The organism is Streptomyces sp. NPDC045846 (assembly GCF_056431605.1).
The window spans coordinates 487,180-512,424 of record NZ_JBWKKJ010000007.1 but is presented as its reverse complement, the minus strand read 5'-3'; the positions used below and the strand labels follow the sequence as shown (position 1 = coordinate 512,424).

At 73.1% G+C, this 25,245-nt stretch carries 24 protein-coding genes; 16 read left to right on the top strand and 8 right to left on the bottom strand.

The annotated features are described in order from the left end of the window. Positions 1-321 precede the first annotated feature (321 nt). Positions 322-1,635, bottom strand: a complete 1,314-nt coding sequence (locus AC07F3_RS22615) for an SWIM zinc finger family protein (protein WP_479116259.1) — start codon at positions 1,633-1,635, stop codon at positions 322-324. A 108-nt stretch (positions 1,636-1,743) separates the two neighbouring features. Between AC07F3_RS22615 and AC07F3_RS22610 the strand changes: the two genes are divergently transcribed. The 5 genes from AC07F3_RS22610 (at position 1,744) to sucD (ending at position 8,555) form a co-directional block, all read left to right on the top strand. Beyond that, positions 1,744-2,850, top strand: a complete 1,107-nt coding sequence (locus tag AC07F3_RS22610) for an ATP-binding protein (RefSeq protein ID WP_479116258.1) — start codon at positions 1,744-1,746, stop codon at positions 2,848-2,850. Beyond that, positions 2,847-5,087 (top strand): DUF5682 family protein, encoded by a 2,241-nt coding sequence (locus AC07F3_RS22605; RefSeq protein WP_479116257.1) that lies wholly within the window; start codon positions 2,847-2,849, stop codon positions 5,085-5,087. Before AC07F3_RS22610 ends, AC07F3_RS22605 begins: the two co-directional genes overlap by 4 nt. 5 nt (positions 5,088-5,092) lie before the next feature. Next, entirely contained in the window at positions 5,093-6,238 is a 1,146-nt protein-coding gene (locus tag AC07F3_RS22600; protein WP_479116256.1) for a VWA domain-containing protein, read from the top strand. Between the two features lie 231 nt (positions 6,239-6,469). Beyond that, a complete protein-coding gene (sucC, locus tag AC07F3_RS22595; protein WP_388976261.1) occupies positions 6,470-7,648 on the top strand; it encodes an ADP-forming succinate--CoA ligase subunit beta in 1,179 nt (392 codons plus the stop codon). Between the two features lie 22 nt (positions 7,649-7,670). After that, positions 7,671-8,555, top strand: a complete 885-nt coding sequence (gene sucD, locus AC07F3_RS22590; RefSeq protein WP_479116255.1) for a succinate--CoA ligase subunit alpha — start codon at positions 7,671-7,673, stop codon at positions 8,553-8,555. Between the two features lie 93 nt (positions 8,556-8,648). Here the strand turns inward: sucD and AC07F3_RS22585 are convergent, their stop codons facing one another. Continuing rightward, positions 8,649-10,148, bottom strand: a complete 1,500-nt coding sequence (locus AC07F3_RS22585; protein WP_479116254.1) for a sigma factor-like helix-turn-helix DNA-binding protein — start codon at positions 10,146-10,148, stop codon at positions 8,649-8,651. A gap of 165 nt (positions 10,149-10,313) precedes the next feature. Between AC07F3_RS22585 and AC07F3_RS22580 the strand changes: the two genes are divergently transcribed. After that, positions 10,314-12,254 (top strand): cell division protein PerM, encoded by a 1,941-nt coding sequence (locus tag AC07F3_RS22580; protein ID WP_479116253.1) that lies wholly within the window; start codon positions 10,314-10,316, stop codon positions 12,252-12,254. A gap of 27 nt (positions 12,255-12,281) precedes the next feature. On the opposite strand, the gene AC07F3_RS22575 is transcribed toward AC07F3_RS22580, so the two are convergent. Beyond that, positions 12,282-13,046 carry a hypothetical protein gene (locus tag AC07F3_RS22575; protein ID WP_479116252.1) on the bottom strand — a complete coding sequence of 255 codons (765 nt, stop codon included), beginning with the start codon at positions 13,044-13,046 and terminating at the stop codon, positions 12,282-12,284. 318 nt (positions 13,047-13,364) lie between these two features. On the opposite strand from AC07F3_RS22575, the gene purN reads away from it, so the two are divergent. Both purN and purH read left to right on the top strand, forming a co-directional pair. Next, on the top strand, positions 13,365-14,045 hold the full coding sequence (gene purN, locus AC07F3_RS22570; RefSeq protein WP_479116251.1) for a phosphoribosylglycinamide formyltransferase: 681 nt from the start codon (positions 13,365-13,367) through the stop codon (positions 14,043-14,045). Further along, complete coding sequence (purH, locus tag AC07F3_RS22565) at positions 14,032-15,606, top strand: bifunctional phosphoribosylaminoimidazolecarboxamide formyltransferase/IMP cyclohydrolase (RefSeq protein WP_479116250.1); 1,575 nt, start codon at positions 14,032-14,034, stop codon at positions 15,604-15,606. Before purN ends, purH begins: the two co-directional genes overlap by 14 nt. 102 nt (positions 15,607-15,708) lie before the next feature. Here the strand turns inward: purH and AC07F3_RS22560 are convergent, their stop codons facing one another. Beyond that, on the bottom strand, positions 15,709-16,350 hold the full coding sequence (locus tag AC07F3_RS22560; protein WP_479116249.1) for an RDD family protein: 642 nt from the start codon (positions 16,348-16,350) through the stop codon (positions 15,709-15,711). Positions 16,351-16,557: 207 nt separating this feature from the next. On the opposite strand from AC07F3_RS22560, the gene AC07F3_RS22555 reads away from it, so the two are divergent. From AC07F3_RS22555 to AC07F3_RS22530, 6 genes are all read left to right on the top strand, one after another. Continuing rightward, positions 16,558-17,418, top strand: coding sequence for a bifunctional methylenetetrahydrofolate dehydrogenase/methenyltetrahydrofolate cyclohydrolase (locus tag AC07F3_RS22555; protein ID WP_114037099.1), 861 nt, complete (start codon positions 16,558-16,560; stop codon positions 17,416-17,418). Positions 17,419-17,436: 18 nt separating this feature from the next. After that, on the top strand, positions 17,437-17,934 hold the full coding sequence (locus AC07F3_RS22550) for a DUF3017 domain-containing protein (protein ID WP_479116248.1): 498 nt from the start codon (positions 17,437-17,439) through the stop codon (positions 17,932-17,934). Positions 17,935-18,173: 239 nt separating this feature from the next. Further along, complete coding sequence (locus AC07F3_RS22545) at positions 18,174-19,343, top strand: sensor histidine kinase (protein ID WP_479116247.1); 1,170 nt, start codon at positions 18,174-18,176, stop codon at positions 19,341-19,343. Next, entirely contained in the window at positions 19,340-20,014 is a 675-nt protein-coding gene (locus tag AC07F3_RS22540) for a response regulator transcription factor (RefSeq protein ID WP_479116246.1), read from the top strand. The genes AC07F3_RS22545 and AC07F3_RS22540 overlap by 4 nt, the downstream gene beginning before the upstream one ends. A gap of 111 nt (positions 20,015-20,125) precedes the next feature. Then, complete coding sequence (locus AC07F3_RS22535) at positions 20,126-21,118, top strand: helix-turn-helix domain-containing protein (RefSeq protein WP_479116245.1); 993 nt, start codon at positions 20,126-20,128, stop codon at positions 21,116-21,118. 183 nt (positions 21,119-21,301) lie between these two features. Beyond that, a complete protein-coding gene (locus AC07F3_RS22530) occupies positions 21,302-22,291 on the top strand; it encodes a malate dehydrogenase (protein ID WP_479116244.1) in 990 nt (329 codons plus the stop codon). Between the two features lie 75 nt (positions 22,292-22,366). Here AC07F3_RS22530 and AC07F3_RS22525 read toward each other — a convergent pair whose 3' ends face one another. Continuing rightward, positions 22,367-22,681: a hypothetical protein gene (locus tag AC07F3_RS22525; protein WP_479116243.1), complete on the bottom strand. Its 315-nt coding sequence runs from the start codon at positions 22,679-22,681 to the stop codon at positions 22,367-22,369. 52 nt (positions 22,682-22,733) lie between these two features. Here AC07F3_RS22525 and AC07F3_RS22520 point away from each other — a divergent pair, with 52 nt between their 5' ends. Both AC07F3_RS22520 and AC07F3_RS22515 read left to right on the top strand, forming a co-directional pair. Beyond that, entirely contained in the window at positions 22,734-22,979 is a 246-nt protein-coding gene (locus AC07F3_RS22520; protein ID WP_053728356.1) for a helix-turn-helix transcriptional regulator, read from the top strand. Beyond that, positions 22,979-23,482 carry a hypothetical protein gene (locus AC07F3_RS22515; RefSeq protein ID WP_479116242.1) on the top strand — a complete coding sequence of 168 codons (504 nt, stop codon included), beginning with the start codon at positions 22,979-22,981 and terminating at the stop codon, positions 23,480-23,482. Before AC07F3_RS22520 ends, AC07F3_RS22515 begins: the two co-directional genes overlap by 1 nt. A gap of 70 nt (positions 23,483-23,552) precedes the next feature. Here AC07F3_RS22515 and AC07F3_RS22510 read toward each other — a convergent pair whose 3' ends face one another. The 3 genes from AC07F3_RS22510 to AC07F3_RS22500 are packed head-to-tail and all read right to left on the bottom strand — an operon-like array spanning position 23,553 to position 25,221. Beyond that, positions 23,553-24,281 carry an isocitrate lyase/PEP mutase family protein gene (locus AC07F3_RS22510; RefSeq protein ID WP_479116241.1) on the bottom strand — a complete coding sequence of 243 codons (729 nt, stop codon included), beginning with the start codon at positions 24,279-24,281 and terminating at the stop codon, positions 23,553-23,555. After that, positions 24,269-24,727, bottom strand: a complete 459-nt coding sequence (locus AC07F3_RS22505) for a carboxymuconolactone decarboxylase family protein (protein ID WP_479116240.1) — start codon at positions 24,725-24,727, stop codon at positions 24,269-24,271. Before AC07F3_RS22505 ends, AC07F3_RS22510 begins: the two co-directional genes overlap by 13 nt. Beyond that, positions 24,724-25,221: a carboxymuconolactone decarboxylase family protein gene (locus AC07F3_RS22500; RefSeq protein WP_479116239.1), complete on the bottom strand. Its 498-nt coding sequence runs from the start codon at positions 25,219-25,221 to the stop codon at positions 24,724-24,726. The genes AC07F3_RS22505 and AC07F3_RS22500 overlap by 4 nt, the downstream gene beginning before the upstream one ends. Between the last annotated feature and the right edge of the window lie 24 nt (positions 25,222-25,245).

Below are 25,245 nucleotides of genomic sequence, written 5' to 3'. Positions count from 1 at the left end.
CCTCCTTGCGGGGGCACCCCGCCACGTCCCCACCCGACCGAACAGCGCCCGCCCCTGACCCTTTGGTTCCGGTCCAGACACCGCACCACCACGGCCTCCGCCCGCGCAGACATGCACCCGTCCGTGATCCTTTGGATCGGGTCCGGGCGTCGCGCCGCCACGGCCTCTGCCCGCGCAGACACGTCACGTCCGTGACCCTTTGGTTCCGGTCCAGGCTCAGTCGTGCGGCCACGGTTCTGTGGGGGTGGGCACGTCCTGTCCGTGATCCTTTGGATCGGGTCCGGGCGTCGCGCCGCCATGGCTTCCGGCCGAGCTGCCCCCTCATGTCAGTGCCACCGGCTCTGAGTCCTCGGGCCATGCCGTCAGCGGGGTGAAGCCTCTGTGGCCGCATTCGCCGAAGACCGTGATCGGGGCGCCTCCGGAGAGGGCGAGCAGTCTCCACAGGCCGGGGCGAGTTGTTGCTGTGCGGGGTATGGGGAGGCTCAAGTCTGTTGTTGTGTCGGTCAGTTGCCAGCCTTCGGATGGTTCGGGTGGGGGGATGGGGATCGCTGCCTTCAGGGTTGCCGGGTACGCCTCCAGCCATGGGTCGTTCAGGAGGGCGCGGGCGTAGTGCTCGACCGCATCGGTCGCCGTGCCGCCCGGCGGCGGGGTTTGGGGAGCGGTCGTGCCGTAGCGCTCGCCCAGGGCTGCCCTCAGCTGGCCCGCGCCGGGGTACGGGGTGAGCTCCGCGTCGATGGACAGGCCCACCGGCAGCGTCGTTTCGGGGGAGCGGCCCGCGGCTCCGAAGTCGAGTATCAGCGCGGGGCCCGACTCCCTTCCGTGCAGCCAGATCCGGCGCGTGGTGAGCTTCGTGTCGGCCGTGTCGTACTGGGCGAGCACCTGCCAGCTGTCGCGGATCGCCGGGCCCTGGGGAGCGGCGGGCACGCCGATGCGCGAGCGGACCGTCGCGGCCAACTGTGCGGGCAGCATGTCACGGCCCAGCCAGGCCCGGTCGAGCAGGTGCAGCATGCCGCACTCTTCCAGGAGCCGCATCGGCCAGCCCGGGCCGGAGCTCGGGATCGCTCCCAACTCCCTTACCCGTGCGGCCAGTCCTGGGGCCTGGGCGTCGACCATGCGGGCCGCCGTCTCCTCCCACAGGGCGTAGCCCGGCCCTTCGGTCGCCGCCAGGCCGCCGCGCAGCAGATCCGCCAGGCGCTGCTCCAGCTCTGTGGCTCCCGCCGTGATCCGTTCGGCTCGTCTTTCGGCTCTTCGTCTGGCCGCTTCCGCGTCAACGGGGAGAGTTGGGACTTCTTTCGGCTGGTTCCTTTTTTCCGTCAGCCACTCGGCTGCCCAGTCGGGTGGTGCGGTCGGAGGTACCTGTTCGTCCGACCAGAGCAGGAGCAGGCCCACCGCGTGTTTGCACGGGGCCTTCCGGCTCGGGCAACTGCACTTGTAGCTCGGACTTGTTGTGTTGATTACTGTTCTGTACGGCTTGCTGCCGCTGCCCTTGCACAGGCCCCACACCCCCCTGTCGTCGCACCCGCTCTCCGACCACGGCCCCGCCACGCCGAGCTGGCTTCCCGCTGCGCGTGACGCATCGTCAGGTGCGAGTGCCAGCACCTGCTCCGACGTCCAGCGCGCCCCCTGCTGAGTCATGTTCCCGAAGGTACGGGTGACCACTGACAATCGGTTTTGACCTGCGGCGATGACGGATTGTCAGTGGCGTGGTGCACGGTTGGAGCACAACGATCCGGAGGGGGAGTCATGACCGTGAACGTCGAATCCCGCGGGGAAGAGGCCCTGCGGCCGCACGCCGAGCACGCCTTCGCGCACGAACTGGCCGCGCTGGCCGCGTCCGACGACCGGCCCCGGCCCGCGCGGTGGCGGCTCTCGCCGTGGGCCGTCGCCACCTATCTGCTCGGCGGCACCCTGCCCGACGGCACCGTGATCACGCCGAAGTACGTCGGGCCCCGGCGCCTCGTCGAGGTGGCCGTCGCCACGCTGGCCACCGACCGCGCGCTGCTGCTTCTCGGCGTCCCCGGCACCGCCAAGACCTGGGTGTCGGAGCACCTGGCGGCCGCCGTGAGTGGCGACTCCACCCTGCTCGTGCAGGGCACCGCCGGCACCCCGGAGGAGGCCATCCGCTACGGCTGGAACTACGCGCAGTTGCTCGCCCACGGGCCGAGCCGTGACGCGCTCGTGCCCAGCCCCGTCATGCGGGCCATGGCGCAGGGCATGACCGCCCGGGTCGAGGAGCTGACCCGCATCCCCGCCGACGTGCAGGACACGCTGATCACGATCCTGTCCGAGAAGACGCTGCCCATCCCGGAGTTGGGCGCCGAGACCCAGGCCGTCCGGGGCTTCAACCTGATCGCCACCGCCAACGACCGCGACCGCGGGGTCAACGAGCTGTCCAGTGCGTTGCGGCGCCGCTTCAACACGGTGGTCCTTCCGCTGCCCGCCACCGCCGACGCCGAGGTCGACATCGTCTCGCGCCGGGTCGACCAGCTCGGCCGCTCGCTCGACCTGCCCGCCGTGCCCGACGGCATGGCGGAGATCCACCGCGTCGTCACCGTCTTCCGCGAGCTGCGCGACGGCGTGACGGCCGACGGCCGCACCAAGCTCAAATCCCCCTCGGGGACGCTCTCCACGGCCGAGGCGATCTCCGTGGTGACCGGCGGGCTCGCGCTCGCCGCCCACTTCGGCGACGGCGTGCTCAGGGCGGGCGACGTGGCCGCCGGGCTCCTCGGCGCGGTGGTGCGCGATCCCGCGGCGGATCGCGTGGTGTGGCAGGAGTACCTGGAAACGGTGGTCCGCGAGCGGGACGGCTGGAAGGACTTCTACCGCGCCTGCCGCGAGGTGTCCGTATGACCCCCGCGCTCCTCGGCGTGCGGCACCACGGGCCCGGCTCGGCGCGCGCCGTGCTGGCCGCGCTGGAGGCGGTCCGGCCGCGCGCCGTGCTCATCGAGGGGCCGCCCGAGGGCGACGCCCTGCTGACCCTCGCCGCCGACGAGGCCATGCGGCCGCCGGTCGCGCTGCTCGCCCATGTCGTCGACGATCCGGGGCGCGCCGCGTTCTGGCCGATGGCCGGGTTCTCCCCGGAGTGGGTGGCCATCCGGTGGGCTCTGGCGCACGGGGCGCAGGTCCGCTTCATCGATCTGCCCGCCGCCCACTCGCTCGCGATGGAGGAGGGCGGGGTGCCGGGGGTCGACCCCGTCGGCGCGCTCGCCGGGGCCGCCGGGTACGACGACCCGGAGCGGTGGTGGGAGGACGTGGTCGAGCACCGGGACACCGCGGCGGACCCCCTCGCGCCGTTCGCCGCGCTGGGCCGGGCCATGGCCGTGCTGCGCGAGACCTACGGGGACGCCGCGCGTGATCTCGTGCGCGAGGCCTTTATGCGGCAACAAGTACGTTCTGCGGTGCGGGAGTTCGGGCGTGATGTCGCTGTGGTGTGCGGGGCCTGGCACGTGCCCGCGCTCGCCGGGAAGTTCACCGTCGCCGCCGACCGTGCCCGGCTCAAGGGGCTGCCCAGGGTCAAGGCCGAGCTGACCTGGGTGCCCTGGACGCACCGCAGGCTCGCCCGGCGCAGCGGCTACGGCGCGGGCATCGACTCGCCCGGCTGGTACGGGCATCTGTTCAGCGCTCCCGACCGGCCGGTCGAGCGGTGGATGACCAAGGTGGCCGGGCTGCTCCGCGAGGAGGACCGCCAGGTCTCGTCGGCCCATGTCATCGAGGCCGTCCGGCTCGCCGGAACGCTGGCCGCGCTGCGCGGCCGACCCCTGCCCGGCCTCGCCGAGACCACCGACGCCGTACGGGCGGTGATGTGCGAGGGCTCCGATGTTCCGCTCGCCCTGATCCGGGAGCGGCTGATCGTGGGCGACGTGCTCGGCGAGGTGCCCGACGCGGCGCCCGCCGTCCCGCTCCAGCGTGATCTCGTCCGGACCCAGCGCGGTCTCCGGCTCAAACCGGAGCCGCTGGAGCGGGAGTTGGAGCTCGACCTGCGCAAGGACACCGATGCCGGGCGCAGCCGGCTGCTGCACCGGCTGCGACTGCTCGGCGTCGGCTGGGGCGAGCAGACGGGAGCCCGGTCCACCGGCACCTTCCGGGAGAGCTGGCGGCTGCGCTGGGAGCCCGAGCTGTCGGTGCGGGTCGCCGAGGCCGGGGTGTGGGGCACCACCGTGCTCGGCGCGGCCACCGCCAAGGCCGACGCGGACGCCGCGGCCGCGACCCGGCTCGCCGAGATCACCTCGCTCGCGGAGCGCTGCCTGCTGGCCGAGCTGCCGGACGCCCTGCCCGTGGTGATGCGCGCGCTCGCCGACCGGGCCGCGCTCGACACGGACGTCGCCCACCTCGCCCAGGCCCTGCCGGCCCTCGCCCGCACCCTGCGCTACGGCGACGTGCGCGGCACCCCGACCGCCGGTCTGGCCGAGGTCGCGGCGGGGCTCGCCGAGCGGATCTTCGTCGGCCTGCCGCCCGCCTGCGCGGCCCTGGACGCGGACGGCGCCGCCGAGATGCGCACCCACCTGGACGCCGTGCACACCGCGACCGGCCTCCTGGCGGACGCGGCCGGGCTGCGCGAGCGCTGGTCCACCGTGCTCACCCGGCTCGCCTCGCGGGACACCGTGCCCGGCCTCCTCCGCGGCCGCGCGGTGCGGCTGCTGCTCGACGACGGCCGGATCGAGGGCGAGGACGCGGCTCGTCACATGGGCCTCGCGCTCTCACCGGGCACGGAGCCCGCCGACGCCGCCGCCTGGATCGAGGGGTTCGTCGGCGGGGCCTCGGGCGGCGGCATGCTCCTGGTCCACGACGAGCGGCTGCTCGGCCTGGTGGACGGCTGGCTGACGAGCGTGTCGCCGGACGCGTTCACCGACGTACTGCCCCTGCTGCGCAGGACGTTCGCCGCCTACGAGGCGGGCGTGCGGCGCACGCTGGGGGAGCTGGTGCGGCGCGGGCCCGGCGTGCGTACGGGACAGGGCGACGCCGCCGCGCCCGGCTTCGGGCCCGCTCTCGACGTCGCCCGCGCCGACGCCGTCCTTCCCCTGCTGGACCTTTTGCTGGGCAGGGACCAGCTCGACTACTCCAACGGCCTTGCGGAGGTGGGGAGATGACCAGCATGCGACCCGACGCTGACGAACGGCTGCGGCGCTGGCGGCTCGTGCTCGGCGGGGAGCCCGGCGCCGACGGGACCGGCCGCGCCCTGACCGGGCAGGACGCCGCCATGGACGGCGCGCTCACCGCCCTCTACGGCTCCGCCAAGGGCGCGAGCAAGGATCGCGGAGCCGGGCTCGGGGCGTCCGCCCCGTCCGTCGCGCGCTGGCTCGGCGACATCCGTACGTACTTCCCGAGTTCCGTGGTGCAGGTCATGCAGCGCGACGCCATCGAGCGGCTAGGGCTGGCCACCCTGCTCCTGGAGCCGGAGATGCTGGAGGCCGTCGAGGCCGACGTCCATCTCGTCTCCACCCTGCTCTCGCTCAACAAGGCGATGCCCGAGACCACCCGCGAGACCGCGCGCGCCGTGGTGCGCAAGGTCGTCGAGGACCTGGAGAAGCGGCTCGCCACCCGCACCCGGGCCACCCTCGCGGGCGCCCTCGACCGCACCGCGCGGATCAGCAGGCCCCGCCACCGCGACATCGACTGGGACCGCACGATCCGGGCCAATCTCAAGAACTACCTCCCCGAGCACGGCACCGTCGTGCCCGAGCGGCTCGTCGGACACGGGCGGGCCGCGCGGGGCGTGCGCAAGGACGTCGTGCTGTGCGTCGACCAGTCCGGGTCGATGGCCGCCTCCGTCGTCCACGCCTCCGTCTTCGGCGCCGTGCTCGCCTCGATGCGCTCGATCGCCACCCGGCTGGTGGTCTTCGACACCGCCGTCGTCGACCTCACCGACCAGCTGGACGACCCGGTCGACGTCCTGTTCGGCACCCAGCTCGGCGGCGGCACCGACATCAACCGCGCGCTGGCGTACTGCCAGGCGCGGATCACCCGTCCTGCCGACACCGTGGTGGTTCTCATCAGTGATCTTTACGAGGGCGGGATACGGGACGAGATGCTCAAGCGGGTCGCCGCGATGAAGGCGTCCGGGGTGCAGTTCGTGGCGCTGCTCTCGCTGTCCGACGAGGGCGCCCCGGCCTACGACCGCGAGCACGCCGCGGCCCTGGCCGCCCTGGGCGCCCCGGCCTTCGCCTGCACCCCCGACCTGTTCCCCGAAGTGATGGCCGCGGCCATCGAGCGGCGCCCGCTGCCGATACCCGAGGCGTGAGCGAGCTCATACCGCAACGCGCTGAGCAGGGTGATCTGTGACAGGTATCACCGCCCAGGTGTGATCTGTGATTTAGGGACCTACGTCCCGCGGAGATAACCTGCGAGACGGACATGCCGCGTGCTCGGACACCGTGTACGCCTCCCTCAGTGACAGCGCCGTCACGTTGCCCTTCGCGGCACGCCCAGCAGACAACGGAACCGCGATACCACTGAAAAGGGACGGACGCGCGTGGACCTGTTCGAGTACCAGGCGAGGGACCTCTTCGCCAAGCACGGTGTACCGGTGCTGGCCGGTGAAGTGATCGACACGCCTGAGGCGGCGCGCGAGGCCACTGAGCGTCTCGGCGGCAAGTCGGTCGTCAAGGCGCAGGTGAAGGTCGGTGGCCGCGGCAAGGCCGGCGGCGTGAAGCTGGCGGCCGACGCGGACGAGGCCGTCGCCCGCGCGACGGACATCCTCGGCATGGACATCAAGGGCCACACGGTCCACAAGGTGATGATCGCCGAGCTGTCCCCGGAGATCGAGGCGGAGTACTACGTCTCGTACCTCCTCGACCGCACCAACCGCACCTTCCTTGCCATGGCGTCGGTGCAGGGCGGCATGGACATCGAGGAGGTCGCGGAGAAGACCCCCGAGGCCCTCGCGAAGGTCCCGGTCAACGCCGTCGAGGGCGTCGACATCGAGAAGGCCCGCGAGATCGTGGCCCTGGCGAAGTTCCCGGCCGACGTGGCCGAGGGCGTCGCCGAGGCCATGGTGACCCTGTGGAAGACCTTCGTCGCCGAGGACGCGCTCCTCGTCGAGGTCAACCCGCTGGTGAAGACCAAGGACGGCCGCATCCTGGCCCTCGACGGCAAGGTGTCGCTGGACGAGAACGCCGAGTTCCGTCAGCCCGACCACGAGGCCCTTGAGGACAAGGCCGCGGCCAACCCCCTCGAGGCGGCCGCCAAGGCCAAGAACCTCAACTACGTGAAGCTCGACGGCGAGGTCGGCATCATCGGCAACGGCGCGGGTCTCGTCATGAGCACCCTGGACGTCGTCGCGTACGCCGGTGAGAACCACGGCGGCGTGAAGCCGGCCAACTTCCTCGACATCGGCGGCGGCGCGTCCGCCCAGGTGATGGCGAACGGCCTGGAGATCATCCTCGGCGACCCGGACGTCAAGTCCGTGTTCGTCAACGTCTTCGGCGGCATCACCGCCTGCGACGAGGTCGCCAACGGCATCGTCCAGGCGCTGGCCCTGCTCGCCGAGAAGGGCGAAGAGGTCACCAAGCCGCTCGTCGTGCGTCTCGACGGCAACAACGCGGAGCTGGGTCGCAAGATCCTCAGCGACGCCAACCACCCGCTGGTGCAGCGCGTGGACACCATGGACGGCGCGGCCGACAAGGCCGCCGAGCTCGCGGCTGCGAAGTAAGGGAAGAGGTTAAGACACCACCATGGCTATCTTCCTCACCAAGGACAGCAAGGTCATCGTCCAGGGCATGACCGGCGCCACCGGCATGAAGCACACCAAGCTCATGCTCGGTGACGGCACCAACATCGTCGGTGGCGTGAACCCGCGCAAGGCCGGCACCTCCGTCGACTTCGACGGCACCGAGGTCCCGGTCTTCGGCACCGTCAAGGAAGCGATGGAGAAGACGGGCGCCGACGTCTCCGTCCTCTTCGTCCCGCCGGCCTTCGCCAAGGCCGCCGTCGTCGAGGCGATCGACGCGGAGATCCCCCTCGCCGTCGTCATCACCGAGGGCATCGCCGTCCACGACTCCGCCGCCTTCTGGGCGTACGCGAACTCCAAGGGCAACAAGACCCGCATCATCGGTCCGAACTGCCCGGGTCTGATCACCCCCGGCCAGTCCAACGCCGGCATCATCCCGGGCGACATCACCAAGCCGGGCCGTATCGGCTTGGTGTCGAAGTCCGGCACGCTGACCTACCAGATGATGTACGAGCTGCGCGACATCGGCTTCTCGTCCGCCGTCGGCATCGGTGGCGACCCGGTCATCGGCACCACGCACATCGACGCGCTCGCCGCGTTCGAGGCCGACCCCGAGACCGACCTGATCGTGATGATCGGCGAGATCGGCGGCGACGCCGAGGAGCGTGCGGCCGACTACATCAAGGCCAACGTCACCAAGCCGGTCGTCGGCTACGTCGCGGGCTTCACCGCGCCCGAGGGCAAGACCATGGGCCACGCCGGCGCCATCGTCTCCGGCTCCTCCGGCACCGCCCAGGCGAAGAAGGAGGCCCTTGAGGCCGCCGGCGTCAAGGTCGGCAAGACGCCGACCGAGACCGCCAAGCTCGCGCGCGCCATCCTCGGCAGCTGAGCACCGCCTGACGGAGCCCGGCTCCGCGGGTACGCATGAAGGGCCCGCACCCCTCCCGGGGGTGCGGGCCCTCGTGCGTACGGGGACGGGCGGTCAGCGGATGTCGAGCACCAGGCGGGCCGGACCGCGGGCGGGCTCCGAGCGCAGTTTGTCGCGCAGTTCCAGGTCCTCGCTGGTCAGCTGCTGCGGGCCGTAGTGGGCGGGGACGCCGCTGACGCGTGCGCCGGGGGGCACCGGGCGGACGTGGTAGGGCGGCACCGTCACCACGCTGAAGGCCGTCGCCCCGACGATCAGGGTGGTGAAGGCGATCGCGGCCCGGGTCCAGAACCGGCGCCGTCGCTCGCCCCCGGTGCGTACGACCGGGGGCGACGGCAGCCGGGTGACGGACTCGGGTCCGGCGAGCGCGAGGTCGGTGATGCGTTCGCGCAGCACCGAGGACAGCTCCTGCGGGCTCGCGGCCCCCGCCGCCGCGGGCACCCGGCGGGCGATGGCCTCCCGGGCGTGCAGCAGGCGGTTGGCGGCGGCCGGGGTGCTCGCCTGCGTCTCGGCCGCGGTCTCCGGAAGGTCGAGCCCGAGGCCGTCGTACAGCATCACCGTGCGCCGGTAGGCGGGCGGCAGATCGAGCAGCGCGTCGAGCAGCGCCCGGCGTTCGGGCTCGGCGGGCGGGTGGTCGGGACGTTTGTGGGCGCGCCGGAAGCGGTGCCAGGGGGCCATCGCGTATTCGTACGCGGCCGCCCGCACCCACCCCGCCGGGTCCCGGTCGGTGGCGACCTCGGGCCAGTTCTCCCAAGCCAGGTGGAAGGCGCGCTCCACCGAATCCCGGGAGAGCCGGGTCCGCCCGGTGAGCAGGTAGGCCTGCCGCGCGAGGGCGGGCGCGGTCGCCTCGTAGAGCGCGTCGAACGCGTCGGCGGGGGTGAGCGGGCCCGGCACGGCGGCCTGCTCGGGGTGCGGGGCGGCGGGCGCGTCCGCGGCGAGCGGCGCCGGAGCCTCGGCCACCACCCCACCCCCGGGTCCGCCCGCCGCGGCCTCCTCGTCGATGTCCCCGGGCCGCTCGGGAAGCAGCGGGCCGCTCCTGACGGGTGCTCCGGCGCCGCTCAGCGCGCCGGAGTTGAGCGCCTTGGCGGGCTCGGGCACGGAGGCGGGCGCGGGCGCCGGGGGGTGGTGGCGGGTGTGCGGCGCGGCCAGGGGCTTCGCCGTGCGTCCCCCCGGCCGCGACGGCTTGGGGCCGTCGGCGGCCGGTTTGGGCCGGGGGTGTGCCGCGTGCGGCTTCGGGTGCGACGCGGCGGACTTGGCGTGCTGGGCGCGGGCCGTGTCCTGCCCGCCGGAGCCGTCCTCGTCGGGCGCGTCCTGCTCGGCCACGGCCGCCATCTCTTCCTCGATGGTGGCAAGCAGCCGGGCGTAGTTCTCCCCCTTGCGTCCGCGCGGCGTGGCGCGTCCCGTCTCCCAGGAGCGCACGGTCGCCCGCGTGACGCCGACGGCCGTCGCCACCTGCGCCTCGCTCAGGTCCTTGGCCTCCCGCAGGCGGCGCCGTTCCTTGGGGGTGGGCAGGGGGGAGGCATCGGTGTCGTTGGTGTCGGCCGTGCTCTGTGTCATGAAGGGCTCCTAGGGCTCCCCGCGAAGGCCGTAACGGTGGTCGCACCCTCGGCGCCGCAGCGCGCGGCACCCCGGGTGAAAAAGTACATAAACGTATATTGGGCGACACATCGGTCATTTGCCTGTTACGCGTAGAAAGCGCGTGTCGTTGGCAGCATGGCCCGCGTGACCCAAGTGACCGACCGCAGCCTGACGTTGCTTCCCGCCCAGGCGCGCTCCTCCGTACTCGCCACCTGTTTTCTGCGCGGCGCGATCGCGGCGGGGCTCGGGCTCGGCGCCCTGGCCGTGCTCGTGATGGTGCTGTGGATCAGCTCCCCCTACCCCGACAGCGGGCCCGGCGGCGCCCTGCGCACGGCGGCCTCCCTGTGGCTGCTCGCCCACGGGACGCAGCTGGTCAGACCCGGCACCCTGAGCGGGACACCGGCGCCGGTCGGCGTGGTCCCGCTGCTCCTGGTGGCCCTGCCCGCCTGGCTCGCCCACCGCGCGGCCCGCGACGCGATGCTTCCCCAGGACGAGGACCACGAGCCGTACGAGGACGGCGAAGCCGGGCCCGCGCCCTCGGGGCGGGCCGTGTTCTGGGCGGTGACGTGCGGATACCTCGTGGTCGCGACGGCCACCACGCTGTACGCGGCCACCGGGCCGCTGCCCGCCGACCCGCTCAGCGCCGGGCTGCACCTGCCGCTCACGGTGGCGCTCGCGACGGCCGCCGGTGTCTGGACCGCGCACGGCCGCCCGCTCGGGCCGCTGCCCGACCGGGTGCCCGAGCGGCTGCGGACCGCGCTGGTGGACGTATCCACCAGCGCCGCCGTGCGGGCCGCCGGGGCCGCGGTCGCGGTGCTCCTCGGCGGCGGGGCGCTGCTCGCCGCGGCCGGACTCGCCTGGCGTCTCGGCATCGCCGAGGACTCCTTCCTGCGGCTCGCCGAGGACTGGTCGGGACGGTTCGCGGTCCTGCTGCTCGGCCTCGCGCTGGCCCCCAACGCGGCCGTGTGGGGCGCCTCGTACGGACTCGGACCGGGCTTCGCCGTCGGTACGGGGGCCGTCGTGAGCCCGCTCGGAGTGGCGGGCGACCCCGCGCTCGCACACTTCCCGCTGCTCGCCGCGGTGCCGACGGGCTGGCACGGGTCCTGGTGGAACTGGGCTGCGGCCGGGGTGCCACTGGTGGCCGGGGCGGTCCTCGCCCGGTGCGCCGCGCGCTCCGCGGCCGCCGAGGGGTGGGGGCGGCGGGAGACCGCGCGGGTCGCCCTGACGGCAGCGGTCCTGTTCGGCTGCGCCCTCGCGGTGGTCGCCGCGCTCGCGGGCGGCCCGCTCGGCACCGGCGCGCTCGCGGCGTTCGGCCCGGTGTGGTGGCGCACGGGCGGCGCGGCCCTGCTGTGGGCGGTGGCGGTGGGGGTGCCGGGGTCGGTGGCCCTGCGGGCCTGGCACACACGGACCCGGGCGGGCGCACGGCGGCGGCCCCTGCGGGCGCGGATCGCCGGAGTGTTCTCGTGGCGGCCCGGTCGGCGCGCGGCGGCGGTGGTGCCGGTGGCCGACGAGGGTGGGGCGCCTGCGGTCGGGGCCGAGTACTCCTACGACTTCCTGCCCGCGGGCGGGGGCGGACTCTGGCACGAGGACGGTGCGCGGGAGGCCCGCTGGGCGGCGCTCAAGGAGGCGTCGGGCGGGCTCATGGCGGACATTCCGCCGGTCGCGGGCGGCGCGGCCGCGGCGTTCCCGGGCTTGGTCGCGGAGGGAGCGGTTCCGCCCGAGCCCCATCCCCAGGCTCCGGCCCAGGCCGCGGCCGAGCGTGGCGCGGATGTTCCGTTGTCCCAGACCTCGGCCGAGCGTGGTGGGGGCGTTCCGTTGTCCCAGTCTCCGGCCGGGTCGGGCGCGGAGTCCGGCTTCGCGCCCGGCCCCTTCCCCGGCTGGAGCCCCGACCCGGGCCCCGCGTCGCAGGGGTGGGCAGCCGAGCCCGAGCCGGGCCCGGCCGGCGCGTCCGGCTGGGGGCCGGGGTGGTCCGCGCCGGGAGCGGACGGCGCCCCCGCCTCGCGCCCGGAGTGGCCCGCCCCCGAAACCGACCCCGAACCGGAGCCCGATCCCGCGTCCCGCACGTGGCCCGACCCCGCCGAGTAGGGCCAACTGCCGTGATCGTGGGCCGAGTTACTCCTTGACCCCGAACAGCGGCACCAGCTTCTCCGGGAGGAGGTCGTTGCAGGCGAGCTGGCCCGTCTTGGTCAGGGCGTCGTCCACGCACGTGTAGTAGTCGCGGTACACGAGCTGCATCGTGAAGCTGGAGGCCACCACCGTCAGCGCCAGGACCGCCGTGACCAGGCCGGTCACCGCAGCCGTCAGCTGCGGCCTGCCCTGCGGGGCGGGCGGCGCGGCCGGTGCCGGCGAGGTGGCGGACGGCTCCGCCGGGGGCTTCGGCTTCGCCCGCAGGGAGCTGATCGCCCAGTACAGGCCGAGCGCCCCCAGGAGCAGTGCGATCTCCGGCATGTCGAACAGGGCGAAGAAGAACCCCCACATCCCGGACAGCAGCGCGTAGCGGGCGCGGCGCTGGGCCGGGTCCGTGGGGTCCCAGCGCAGGCCGGGCGGGGGAGGCGGGTTCTGGCCCGGGCCTCCCTCCGGGCGTTCGGGGCGCTGGCCGAAGCCGCCCTGCGCGCGGCCGGGCTGCCGGTCGCTCCACTGACTGCCCCAGGGCGAACCCTGGTGGTCGCCGCCCTCGCCCGGCGCTGGGTGGCGCGGCTGCCAGGGCTGGTCGGGGCGGCCCTCGGGCGGCGGGGCGAAGGGGTTGTCGTCGGCGGCGTCCGCTCCGGTGCCGCTTCCCGTGCCCTCGGGCCCCGAGTTCCCCGGGTCCGTCGAATGAGGGGAGCCGGGGGTGGAGGACTGGCGGGCTGCGAACAGCTGGTGGCGTCGGTCCGGCATCTGGTGAACGTCTTCCCCTCGGACCCACGACCGGCCGGTCCGGCCAGCGGGGTCACATCTCGCAATACAAGTGAACAAACAAGTCGAACAAGCACGTGAGCCCGGGCCCGTCCCCGGTCTCGTTCACGTGAGACAGGTCTCGTCTCGCGGCGTCCTCCCAGACGCTACCTGGCGGTCCGGCCCCCGTCCCGTGGGGGCCGTCCGGTGTGCCGGTATCGTTGCTGACGGTCGGCGCTTTCGTAGAGTTCCCCGTATCGAGGGGCGCGATTCGTTCGTACGACCACACAAAGACGTACGACCGCGAGAAAGAGCCCCGCCGTGGCCTCCCCGCCCCCCTCCGCGTCCCCTTCCCCTGACGGACCCCCGCCCGGAACACCCGGCGCCGCCCGCCTCGTCGTCCTGGTGTCCGGGTCCGGCACGAATCTGCAGGCCCTGCTCGACGCCATCGCCGCCGATCCGGACGGATACGGCGCCGAGATCGTGGCCGTCGGCGCCGACCGGGACGCCATCGCCGGTCTGGAGCGCGCCGAGCGGGCCGGGATCCCGACCTTCGTCTGCCGGGTCAAGGACTACGCCTCGCGCGAGGAGTGGGACGCGGCGCTGGCCGCGGCGACCGAGGCGTACGCGCCGGACCTGGTCGTCTCGGCCGGGTTCATGAAGATCGTGGGGAAGGAATTCCTCGCCCGGTTCGGGGGCCGCGTGGTCAACACCCACCCCGCGCTGCTGCCCAGTTTTCCCGGAGCCCACGGCGTCCGCGACGCGCTCGCGTACGGCGCCAGGGTCACCGGGTGCACCGTCCACTTCGTCGACGACGGCGTCGACACCGGCCCGATCATCGCCCAGGGCGTGGTCGAGATCCGGAACGAGGACGATGAAGCCGCTCTGCACGAGCGGATCAAGGAAGTCGAGCGACGGCTGCTCGTCGAGGTCGTGGGGCGCCTGGCCCGCGACGGCTACCGCATTGAGGGACGAAAGGTTCAGATCGGTGAACTCGGTTAAGACGGACACCGTCAAGCCCATCCGGCGGGCGCTGGTCAGCGTCTACGACAAGACGGGTCTGGAAGAGCTGGCGCAAGGGCTCCACGCGGCCGGGGTCGAGCTGGTGTCCACCGGGTCGACCGCCGCGAAGATCGCCGCCGCCGGAGTGCCCGTCACCAAGGTCGAGGAGCTCACCGGGTTCCCCGAGTGCCTCGACGGGCGGGTCAAGACGCTGCACCCCAAGGTGCACGCGGGCATCCTCGCCGATCTGCGCCTGGACGCGCACCGCGCCCAGCTCGACGAGCTCGGCGTGCGCCCCTTCGAGCTGGTCGTCGTGAACCTCTACCCGTTCAAGGAGACCGTCGCCTCGGGCGCGAGCCCCGACGAGTGCGTCGAGCAGATCGACATCGGCGGCCCCTCGATGGTGCGCGCCGCCGCCAAGAACCACCCCTCGGTCGCCGTCGTCACCAGCCCCCAGCGGTACGCGGCCGTGCTCGACGCCGTCAAGAACGGCGGCTTCGACCTGACCGCGCGCAAGCGCCTGGCGGCCGAGGCGTTCCAGCACACGGCGGCCTACGACGTGGCCGTCGCGTCCTGGATGACCAACGTGTACGCGCCCGAGGAGGACGGGGCCCAGCTGCCCGAGTTCCTCGGCGGCACCTGGGAGCGCAAGTCGACGCTGCGCTACGGCGAGAACCCGCACCAGGCCGCCGCGCTCTACACCGACGGACAGCCCGGCGGCATCGCCAACGCCGAGCAGCTGCACGGCAAGGAGATGTCCTTCAACAACTACGTGGACACCGAGGCCGCGCGCCGTGCCGCCTACGACCACGACGAGCCCTGCGTCGCGATCATCAAGCACGCCAACCCGTGCGGCATCGCGGTCGACGCGGACCTCGCGGCCGCGCACCGCAAGGCCCACGAGTGCGACCCGCTCTCCGCGTTCGGCGGCGTCATCGCCGTCAACCGGCCCGTGACGGTGGCGATGGCCGAGCAGGTCGCCGAGATCTTCACCGAGGTCATCGCGGCCCCGGACTACGAGCCCGGCGCCGTCGAGGTGCTCGCCCGCAAGAAGAACATCCGGGTGCTCAAGGTGGACGGCACCCCGCACCAGCCCGGCGACCTCAAGTCGGTCTCCGGCGGCGCGGTGCTCCAGCAGACCGACGTCTTCCAGGCCGAGGGCGACGACCCCGCGAACTGGACGCTGGCCAGCGGAGAGGCCCTGAACGAGGCCGAGTTGAAGGAACTCGCCTTCGCCTGGGTCGCCTGCCGGGCGGTCAAGTCCAACGCGATCCTGCTCGCCAAGGACGGCGCCTCGGTCGGCGTCGGCATGGGCCAGGTCAACCGGGTCGACTCCGCGAAGCTCGCGGTGGAGCGGGCCGGCGAGGAGCGCGCGCGGGGTTCGTACGCCGCGTCCGACGCGTTCTTCCCGTTCCCCGACGGCTTCGAGATCCTGGCGAACGCCGGGGTCAAGGCCGTGGTCCAGCCCGGCGGTTCGGTCCGCGACGAGCTGGTGGTCGAGGCCGCGAAGAAGGCGGGCGTGACGATGTACTTCACCGGCACGCGCCACTTCTTCCACTGACCACGGACACGCGAAGGGCCGCGCCCCTCGACGAGAGGAGCGCGGCCCGGTCCGTGACCGGCCCACCCGTCCGGGGGGCCGGTCACGCCGCAGCGCTGCGGGTCAGACCGACTTGACGACCACGGTCGAGCACACCTTGTCGGCGAAGGTCTGCTTCTTGGTGTCCCACAGCGGCCAGAGCCAGCCGAGGTAGCAGGCGATGCTGTCCAGGAAGTGGGCGAGACGGCGAACGAACGCCATGCCGAAGCCGATCGGCTGGCCGTCCGCCTCGCGCAGCAGCTTGATGCCGACGGCCTTCTTGCCAGGGGTCTGGCCGGTGGTGCCCTCCTTGTAGATGAGCCAGAGCCCCACGCCGATGAGGGCGAGGAAGCCGAGGAGCGAGAAGACGACGCTGATGCCCTTGCCGCCACCGGCGGCGGCGATGATCGCCAGGACGCCGTACGGGACGCCCATGATCAGGCCGTCGATGATGGTCGCACCGACGCGCTGGATCCAGCCGGCGTACGGGGGCATGCCGCCGTTGTAGCCAAGGGGGGCCTGCGGGTACGCGCCGTAGGGCTGCTGGCCCGGGACCTGGCCGGGCTGCTGCGGGTAGCCGTAGCCCTGCTGCGGCGGGACGCCCTGGGGGGCCTGCTGCGGGTAGCCGTAGCCGGGCTGGCCCTGCTGCTGGCCGTACGGGTTGCCGCCCTGCGGGGGCTGCTGGGGCTGCTGCCCGTAGGGGTTGTTCGGGTCGCCGAAGCTCATGACGGATTTTCCTCCGTTGGTGTTGCGGGGACGACGCGGTCCGAGCGGAGGAAAAAAGCTGTTCTGAGCGGTTAGCCCCCCGGCACTGCCCGCGGCACTGCGCGGGTCATCGTTCTAAATAAGACATAAGTTTGTCCAGCCGGTTGCTGGATGCGTTGTGCAAGTGCAACTTGGGCGATCATGCGTCGCCCTGAAAGAATGGGAAACATGACCGCCCAGATTCTCGATGGCAAGGCCACCGCCGCAGCGATCAAGTCCGAACTGGCCGTCCGTGTGGCGGCCCTGAAGGAGCGGGGCGTCACGCCCGGCCTGGGAACCGTGCTGGTCGGGGAGGACCCCGGCAGCCAGAAGTACGTCGCGGGCAAGCACCGCGACTGCGCGCAGGTCGGCATCGCCTCCATCCAGCGCGAGCTGCCCGCGACCGCGACGCAGGAGGAGATCGAGGCGGTGGTGCGGGAGTTGAACGAGGACCCCGCCTGCACCGGCTACATCGTCCAGCTGCCGCTGCCCAAGGGCATCGACGAGAACCGCATCCTGGGCCTGATGGACCCGGCCAAGGACGCCGACGGTCTGCACCCCACGAACCTCGGGCGCCTCGTCCTCAACGAGCCCGGCCCGCTGCCCTGCACCCCGTACGGCATCATCCAGCTGCTGCGCAAGCACGGCGTGGAGCTCAACGGGGCCGAGGTCGTCGTGGTCGGACGCGGTGTCACCATCGGCCGCTCGATGCCGCTGCTGCTCACCCGCCGCTCGGAGAACGCGACGGTCACCCAGTGCCACACCGGCACGCGTGACCTGTCGGCACACCTGAAGCAGGCCGACATCATCATCGCCGCGGCCGGTGTGCCGCACCTGATCAAGCCCGAGGACGTGAAGCCGGGCGCGGCCGTGCTCGACGTCGGCGTCAGCCGCGACGAGAGCGGCAAGATCCTCGGCGATGTGCACCCCGGCGTCGCCGAGGTCGCCGGCTGGCTCTCGCCGAACCCCGGCGGAGTGGGCCCGATGACCCGCGCCCAGCTGCTCGTCAACGTCGTCGAGGCGGCCGAGCTCGCCGCCGACGCCGGCTGACCGGAAAGGCCTGAGGCCATGGGCGCTGGTACGAGTCACGAGCCGGCCAAGGAAGCGGAGCCGTCGGCCGCGCAGGGCGAGTCCGCTCCGGACGCGTCCTCGGCGCGTGCCCGCACGGGCCGCTCCCGCCGGTTCCCCTCCGTCACACGGGACACCGCACGCCCCGAGGGCGGCGGGCGCGCGGCGCCCGGTGACGCCTCGGCACCCGCCCGCCAGTGGCCCCTGCTCTCGGTGCTGCTCGCGGTCGGGCTCGGGCTGCTGACGGTGGCGACCGAGCCGTTCGGGCAGGCCTTCCGGGTCGGCCTCGTCATCATCGGCGCGGCCCTGCTGGCGGGCGCGGCCCTGCGCTGGACGCTGCCGTCGGTCGGCATGCTGGCCGTGCGCTCCCGCTTCACCGACATCACCACGTACGGGGTGCTCGGGCTGGCCATCGTGCTCCTGGCCCTGATGGCCCAGCCCCGGCCCTGGCTGAACGTGCCGTTCCTGGAGGACGCGGTCCACTTCACCGTGCGCTAGCGGATCACGCGCGCTCCAAAGGGGCGCGTGGCCCCGCACTCTCCCCCGGATGAGTGCGGGGCCACGCCCCCGCCGGCCGGCCTCCGCCCGAAGAACCTACGGCGGTCTGCCCGGGCGGTCGTCCGCCGCCGGGTTGAACTCCCTCTGGTACAGCGGCAGTAGACGCCCGTCCCCTGCAACTGCCGTTGTACCGCCAGGGGTTGACGTCCGCGCGTGCGTGCCGGGGTTACCCTGCGACGATGCGGATCCGCCCCCAGGTCGCCGATGTGCTCATCGCGGTGGCGCTGACGTGTGTCTCCGCGGTGCTCGGCCAGGAGTCCGGGAGCCAGGGCTGGGACCCGCTGGACGCCTGGGGATACCTGCTGGTCGCGCTCGCCGGGCTGCCGCTCGCGTTCCGGGTCAGGGCGCCGCTGGCCGTACTGCTCTGGACGCACCTCGTCTTCGTCGTCTACGTGGCGAGCGGCTACTGGCCCGTCGTGACCACCTTCGGTCCGATGCTCGCGCTGTACACGGTGGCCTCGCTGTGCGCCCTGCGCACGGCGGTGGGCTGCGGGGTCCTCATGACGGGGGCGTGGATCTACGCCGGGGCGGTGAGCCCGCGCGGCTCCATGGCGTCCGTCGTCACCCAGGCGCTCGGCTTCGCCCTCGTGCTGATCCGGTTCGGGGTGCTGGCCCGCCGCGCCACCGAGCTCGCCCGGCAGCTGCGGCGCGAGCAGGCCGAACGGGCCCGGCAGGAGGTGGCCGCCGAACGGGGGCGCATAGCACGGGAGTTGCACGACGTGGTCGCGCACCACATGTCCGTGATCTCGGTGCAGGCCGGGCTCGCGGGCTTCGTCTTCGCCTCCGACCCGCCGACCGCGCGGGCCGCCCTCTCCACCATCTCCGGCGCCAGCGCCGAGGCCCTCGACGAGCTGCGCCGGATGCTCCACGTGCTGCGCGAGGCCGAGGACGGGGCGGCGCCCATCGCCCCGATGCCGGGCCTGGACCGGATCGGCGAGCTGGCCGACCGGATCCGGGCCGGCGGCATTCCCGTCACCGTCCGCACCCTCGGTACCCCGCGCCCGCTCGCTCCCGGCGTCGAGCTGTGCGCCTACCGCGTGGTGCAGGAGGCGCTCACCAACGTACTGAAGCACGCCGGAAGGACCCGGGCGGAAGTCCAACTGCGGTACGAACGGCACCAGTTGACGGTCTCTGTCACCAATGAGGGCGGCGGGGCCGAGCGGGAGGGGGTGATTTCGGACAGAGTGCGCACGGGTGGTGGACACGGCTTGATTGGCATGCGGGAGCGGGCCAAGCTCTACGGCGGGTCGATCAGCGTCGGCCCGCGGAGCGGAGGCGGGTTCGCCGTGACCCTGACCCTGCCGACCTCCGCAGGGGCGGTTCAGGGGGAAGAAGACGCATCGGGATGATCAGGGTGCTCGTCGTGGACGACCAGTTCCTCATCCGGGCCGGACTGGTCGGACTGCTGAGGGCCGCGCCCGGGATCGAGGTCGTGGGGGAGGCGGGCGACGGCGCCGAAGCCGTGCGCCAGGCCGCCGCGACGCGTCCCGACGTGATCCTCATGGACATCCGGATGCCCGGCACGACCGGCATCGAGGCCACCCGGCGCATCCTGGCCGACGCCCCCGACCCGGCGCCCCGCATCCTCATCCTGACCACTTTCGACCTCGACGAGTACGTCTACCAGGCGCTGCGCGCCGGGGCCGCCGGGTTCCTGCTGAAGGACTCCGGGCCCGAGCGGCTGCTCGCCGCGGTGGCCGCGGTCGGCGGCGGCGACGGGCTCTTCGCGCCGAGCGTCACCCGCCGCCTCGTCGAGGCCTTCGCCCACCGGGTCGGGCGGGCCGAGGGCGAGCCGCCGCCCGAGATCGGCGCGCTGACCGCGCGCGAGACGGAGGTGCTGCGCCTGACCGCGTGCGGCATGTCCAACCTGGAGATCGCCGACCAGCTGTTCATCAGCGAGGCCACCGTCAAGACCCACCTCAACCGCACCATGAGCAAACTCGACCTGGGCAGCAGGGCCCAGGCGGTGGTGGTGGCGTACGAGAGCGGTCTCGTCACCCCGGGCGGCGCCCGCCCCTGAACGTCCCCGGCCGCCCCCGGCACCGTCCTTCGGCCCGGTGCGCCCTCCTGCGGGAACTGACATCCTGGGGCCGTGCATCCCTGGGGGTAGCGACGGAATTTGGGGGAAGCGATGCCTCGCTGGAAGGCGCTGCCGGAGGAACTCGACCCGCAGGTGCGGGAGTTCGCGAGCCAGCTGCGCAGGCTGGTGGACCGCAGCGGGCTCAGCGTGGCGGCGGTCGCCGACCGCACCGGGTACAGCAAGACCTCGTGGGAGCGGTATCTGGGCGGCCGCCTCCTCGCCCCGAGGACGGCCGTCCTCGCCCTCGCCGAGGTGACCGGCACCGACCCCGTGCACCTGACCACCATGTGGGAGCTGGCCGAGCGGGCCTGGAGCCGCTCCGAGCAGCGGCACGACCGCACCATGGACGCCCTGCGGGTGGACCGGGCGCGGGCCGCGCTCGGCGAGTTCGGGCCGCCCGAGCCGCCGGGCGGCGCGCGCGCCCAGTCGCCCAGCGCCGGGCTCACCGACCGGCGGCCGAAACCGCCCAAGCAGTGGGCCCCCAAGCCGCCCGGCCCGCCCGCCGACCGGCGCCGGATCTTCATGTTCCTGGCCGGGGTGGTCGGCGCGCTCCTGGTCATCACCTCCGCCGTGCTCCTGACCGACCTCGGCCGGAGCGACGGCAGGCCGAAGGCCGCGCCGAGCCCGAGCCCCTCCGCCTCGGCGCCCGCGCTGCCCCCCGGCGTCAAGTGCGTGGCCGCCTCGTGCACCGGCCAGGACCCCGAAGCGATGGGCTGCACCGACAAGTTGGTCCAGACGGTGGGCAGCGCGAAGGTCGGCGTCTCGACCGTCGAGGTGCGCTACAGCAGGACGTGCGGGGCCGCCTGGGCCCGGCTCAAGCAGGTCGCGCCCGGCGACCGGGTGCAGATCGGCGCGGGGGGCACGGCCGGGGACGCGGTGGTGGCGGACGCCTACCGCGACACGTACACCAAGATGCTCGCGGTGCCGGGCCCGGCGGCGGCGAAGGCGTGCGCCACGCTGAAGAGCGGGAAGAGCGGCTGCGCCGCGGGCCGGGCCCCCTCGGACCCGCCGGGCAGGTCGGGCGGGGCCGGCCGAGGTCAATGATCGATCAGCGTGAGGCGTCCCACAGGGGTGCGGGGGTGTGGGACGCCCAGGGTCGGATAGCCTGACCGCTGGACATCTCTTCACGTCAAGATTCAGACGGTCGCACGTCAGATTTCCGGCGTACGGGGTGCCCGGAAACGAGGGGCAACCCCCCACCACCCGCTGTTTCTAACGGAGATCGCCATGACCCGCACTCCCGTGAATGTCACCGTCACCGGCGCGGCCGGCCAGATCGGCTACGCGCTGCTCTTCCGCATCGCCTCCGGTCACCTGCTCGGCCCGGACGTGCCGGTCAACCTGCGCCTCCTGGAGATCACCCCGGCCCTGAAGGCCGCCGAGGGCACCGCCATGGAGCTCGACGACTGCGCCTTCCCGCTGCTGCGGAACATCACCATCACGGACGACGCCAACGTGGCCTTCGACGGCGCCAACGTGGCCCTGCTCGTCGGCGCCCGCCCGCGCACCAAGGGCATGGAGCGCGGCGACCTGCTCTCGGCCAACGGCGGCATCTTCAAGCCGCAGGGCAAGGCCATCAACGACAACGCCGCGGACGACATCAAGGTCCTCGTCGTCGGCAACCCGGCCAACACCAACGCGCTCATCGCGCAGGCCTCGGCCCCGGACGTACCGGCCGAGCGCTTCACCGCGATGACCCGTCTGGACCACAACCGGGCGATTTCGCAGCTGGCGAAGAAGACCGGCACCACGGTCTCCGACATCAAGCGCCTGACCATCTGGGGCAACCACTCGGCGACGCAGTACCCCGACATCTTCCACGCGGAGATCGCGGGCAAGAACGCGGCCGAGGTCGTCAACGACGAGCAGTGGCTGGCCGACGAGTTCATCCCGACCGTCGCCAAGCGCGGCGCCGCGATCATCGAGGCCCGTGGCGCGTCCTCGGCCGCCTCGGCCGCCAACGCCGCCATCGACCACGTGCACACCTGGGTGAACGGCACCGCCGAGGGCGACTGGACCTCGATGGGCATCCCGTCGGACGGCTCCTACGGCGTCCCCGAGGGCCTCATCTCCTCCTTCCCGGTCACCGTCAAGGACGGCACGTACTCGATCGTCCAGGGCCTGGACATCAACGAGTTCTCGCGCAAGCGCATCGACGCCTCCGTCAAGGAGCTCGCCGAGGAGCGCGACGCGGTCCGCGAGCTCGGCCTCATCTGAGCCCGGCGGCACGCCCGTCGACCCACGCGTGACGAAGCCCCGGCAGCCACTGCCGGGGCTTCGCCCGTTCCCGGCCTAGGCCGCCGCGTCCCTCGTCAGCTGGACGGCGGCGAGCAGACTGAGCTCGGGCCGGGCCTGGCGCAGCGCCTTGACGGCGTGCACCGACTCGTCGTCCGGACCCGTGTAGCCCACCGAGGCGCGCTGCTCGCGCACCCAGCGGGCGCGCAACTCGCGGTCGGGCGCGGCCGCCGCCCGCTCGGCGATCCGGAGGGCCGCTTCCAGGCCCGGCCGTTCCGCCTCCTGCGCGCCCGCCAGCGCCTGGCGCAGCGCCCGCGCGATGTCGTCCGCGTCGCGCAGCACCAGGACCGGAAGTTCCTTGCGGCCAAACATGCGCACTCTCCGATCGTTGTGTTCCTGCTCATCAATGTAGTACTTCTTATACATGAGCGAGCAGGTGCACAACAGGTTGGCGATGGTGCGTGCCGAACGGAAGGTGTCGCGGCAGAGCCTGGCCGAGGCGGTGGGCGCCCACTACCAGACCATCGGCTACATCGAGCGGGGGCAGTACAACCCGAGCCTCGACCTGGCGTTGAAGATCGCGGAGTACTTCGGGCTGCCGGTGGAGGCGCTGTTCTCCCTGAAGCCGTTCCGCCCGCTCACCGACGAGGCCTACGGGAGGAACCAGTGATGGACGGCCAGTTGACGCGCTACGACCGGTGGCTGCACAGGACCATGAACCGGCGCGAGGCGGCGCCGCTGTACGCGACCCGGGCGCGCAGGCGGGTGCTGGTCGGCGCCCATGTCGCGCTGACCGCGGCCACCGTGGCGGCCGCTCTCGCCGCGACCGTCGGCGGGTCGCCGGCCGGGGCCCTGGTGATGATCGCGCTGGTGCTTCCGTGGTGCGTGGCCACCGGCGGCATCAACGCCTCCACGCGCGGCCTGCTCGAACTGCGCCGCCGCGCCCTCGACGAGCGCCAGCGGGCCGAGCGCAGCGAGGTCCTGGCCCGCGCGCACCGGATCACCACCGGGCTGCTGGGCGCCACCGTCGTGGCCGTCGGCGGGTACCGGCTCGCGGGCGGGGGCCTGGCGGACGTGGCCCTGCCGGCGCTGCTCGGCGTCCTGGTCGCGCACTGGCTGATGCCGATGTGGGTCGCGGGCCTGCGTGCCCAGGACGAGCCGGACGACGAGTAGCGGAGCCGGTGCGCACGGGAAAGTGCCCCGGGCCGGGTCGGCCGGGGGCACTCTCGCATCCGTACGGCGGCTACAGCTCGCGCACCTGGCGGGCGATGTCCCGCAGCGCGTGCGTCGCGCGGATCTGGAGGCCGGGTCCGAAGGTGATGCGGCCCGCGCCCAGTTCACCGAGCCGGCGCGGCCCGGGGGCGTCCGGCAGGACCGCCATGTTGACCGGCACCGGCACGGCCGCGGCGATCTCCGGGAGGTGCTCCGGCGGCGCGGCGAACGGGTACACGCCGTCCGCGCCCGCCGCCACGTAGGCCCGGGCCCGCGCGATGGTCGCGTCGAGCTCGGCCTGCCCGCGGATGTACGTGTCGACCCGGGCGTTGATGAACAGCCGGTCGCCCGCCTCCGCCCGCACCTCGGCCAGCCAGTCGGCGTGCCGGGCCGGGTCCTTGAGGGCGCCCCCGGCCGAGTCCTCCAGGTTGCAGCCGACCGCGCCCGTCTCCAGGAGGCGGTCCACCAGCTCCTTGGGGTCCAGGCCGTAGCCGCCCTCGATGTCCGCCGACACGGGGATCGAGACCGACCGCACGATCCGGGTCACGGCGGCGAACATCTCGTCCGCCGGGGTCGAGCCGTCCTCGTACCCGAGGGACGCCGAGACCCCCGCGCTCGGCGTCGCCAGGGCCGGGAAGCCGGCCTCCTCGAAGACGCGGGCGCTCGCCGCGTCCCAGGGGCCCGGCAGGATCAGCGGATCGCCGGGGGTGCGGCCCTGGTGCAGGGCGCGAAAGGTCGCGGAGGGGTTCAGCTGTGCCATTCCGTCTCTCCGGGTGCCGTGCGGCGGGTCACCATCAGCCGGTTCCAGCTGTTGATGACGGTGATCGCCGCGATGAGGTGGGCGAGTTGGGTGTCCGTGAAGTGTTCGGCGGCCCGCTCGTACACCTCGTCCGGGACGAATCCTTCGGTGAGGACGGTGACCGCCTCGGTCAGGGCGAGCGCCGCGCGCTCCCGCTCGGTGAAGAGGTCGCCGGCCTCCTCCCAGGCGCCGAGGAGGTCGAGCCGCTCCTCGCTCTCACCGGCCTTGCGGGCGAGGCCCAGGTGCATGTCCAGACAGAACACGCAGTGGTTGAGCTGCGAGGCGCGGATCATCACCAGCTCGGCGAGGGCCGGGTCGGCCAGCCCCCGCTTGGCGGCCGCGCCGAGCCCGGCGAGGCCCAGGTAGACCTGCTCGGGAACCTGGAACTCCCGTGCGGCGACGGTCACTTGTACATTCCCGGCGTGTAGTGGCCGGCCACGCCGCGCGTGGTCACGCCGAACCGGTTCCAGGCGTTGATCACGGTGATGGTCGCGATGAGGTGTGCCAGCTCGCCCTCCTCGAAGTGCTTCGCGGCCGTCTCGTACACCTCGTCCGGGACGAATCCTTCGGTGAGGACGGTGATCGCCTCGGTCAGCGCGAGGGCCGCGAGCTCCTTCCCGGTGTAGAAGTGCGCGGACTCCTCCCACGCGCTGAGCTGCACGATCCGCTCCACCGACTCGCCCGCCGCGAGCGCGTCCTTGGTGTGCATGTCCAGGCAGATGGCGCAGTGGTTGAGCTGCGAGGCGCGGATCTTGACCAGCTCGGCGATCACCGGGTCAAGACCCTGCTCGGCCGCGGCGGACAGCTTGATCATGGCCTTGTAGACCTCGGGCGCGGCCTTGGCCCACGCGAGGCGGGGGGCGTGCTCGGGCGCGTACGTCGTGTTCTCGTTCGTGGTCATGGAACGAAGGTACGGGGCGTGTGG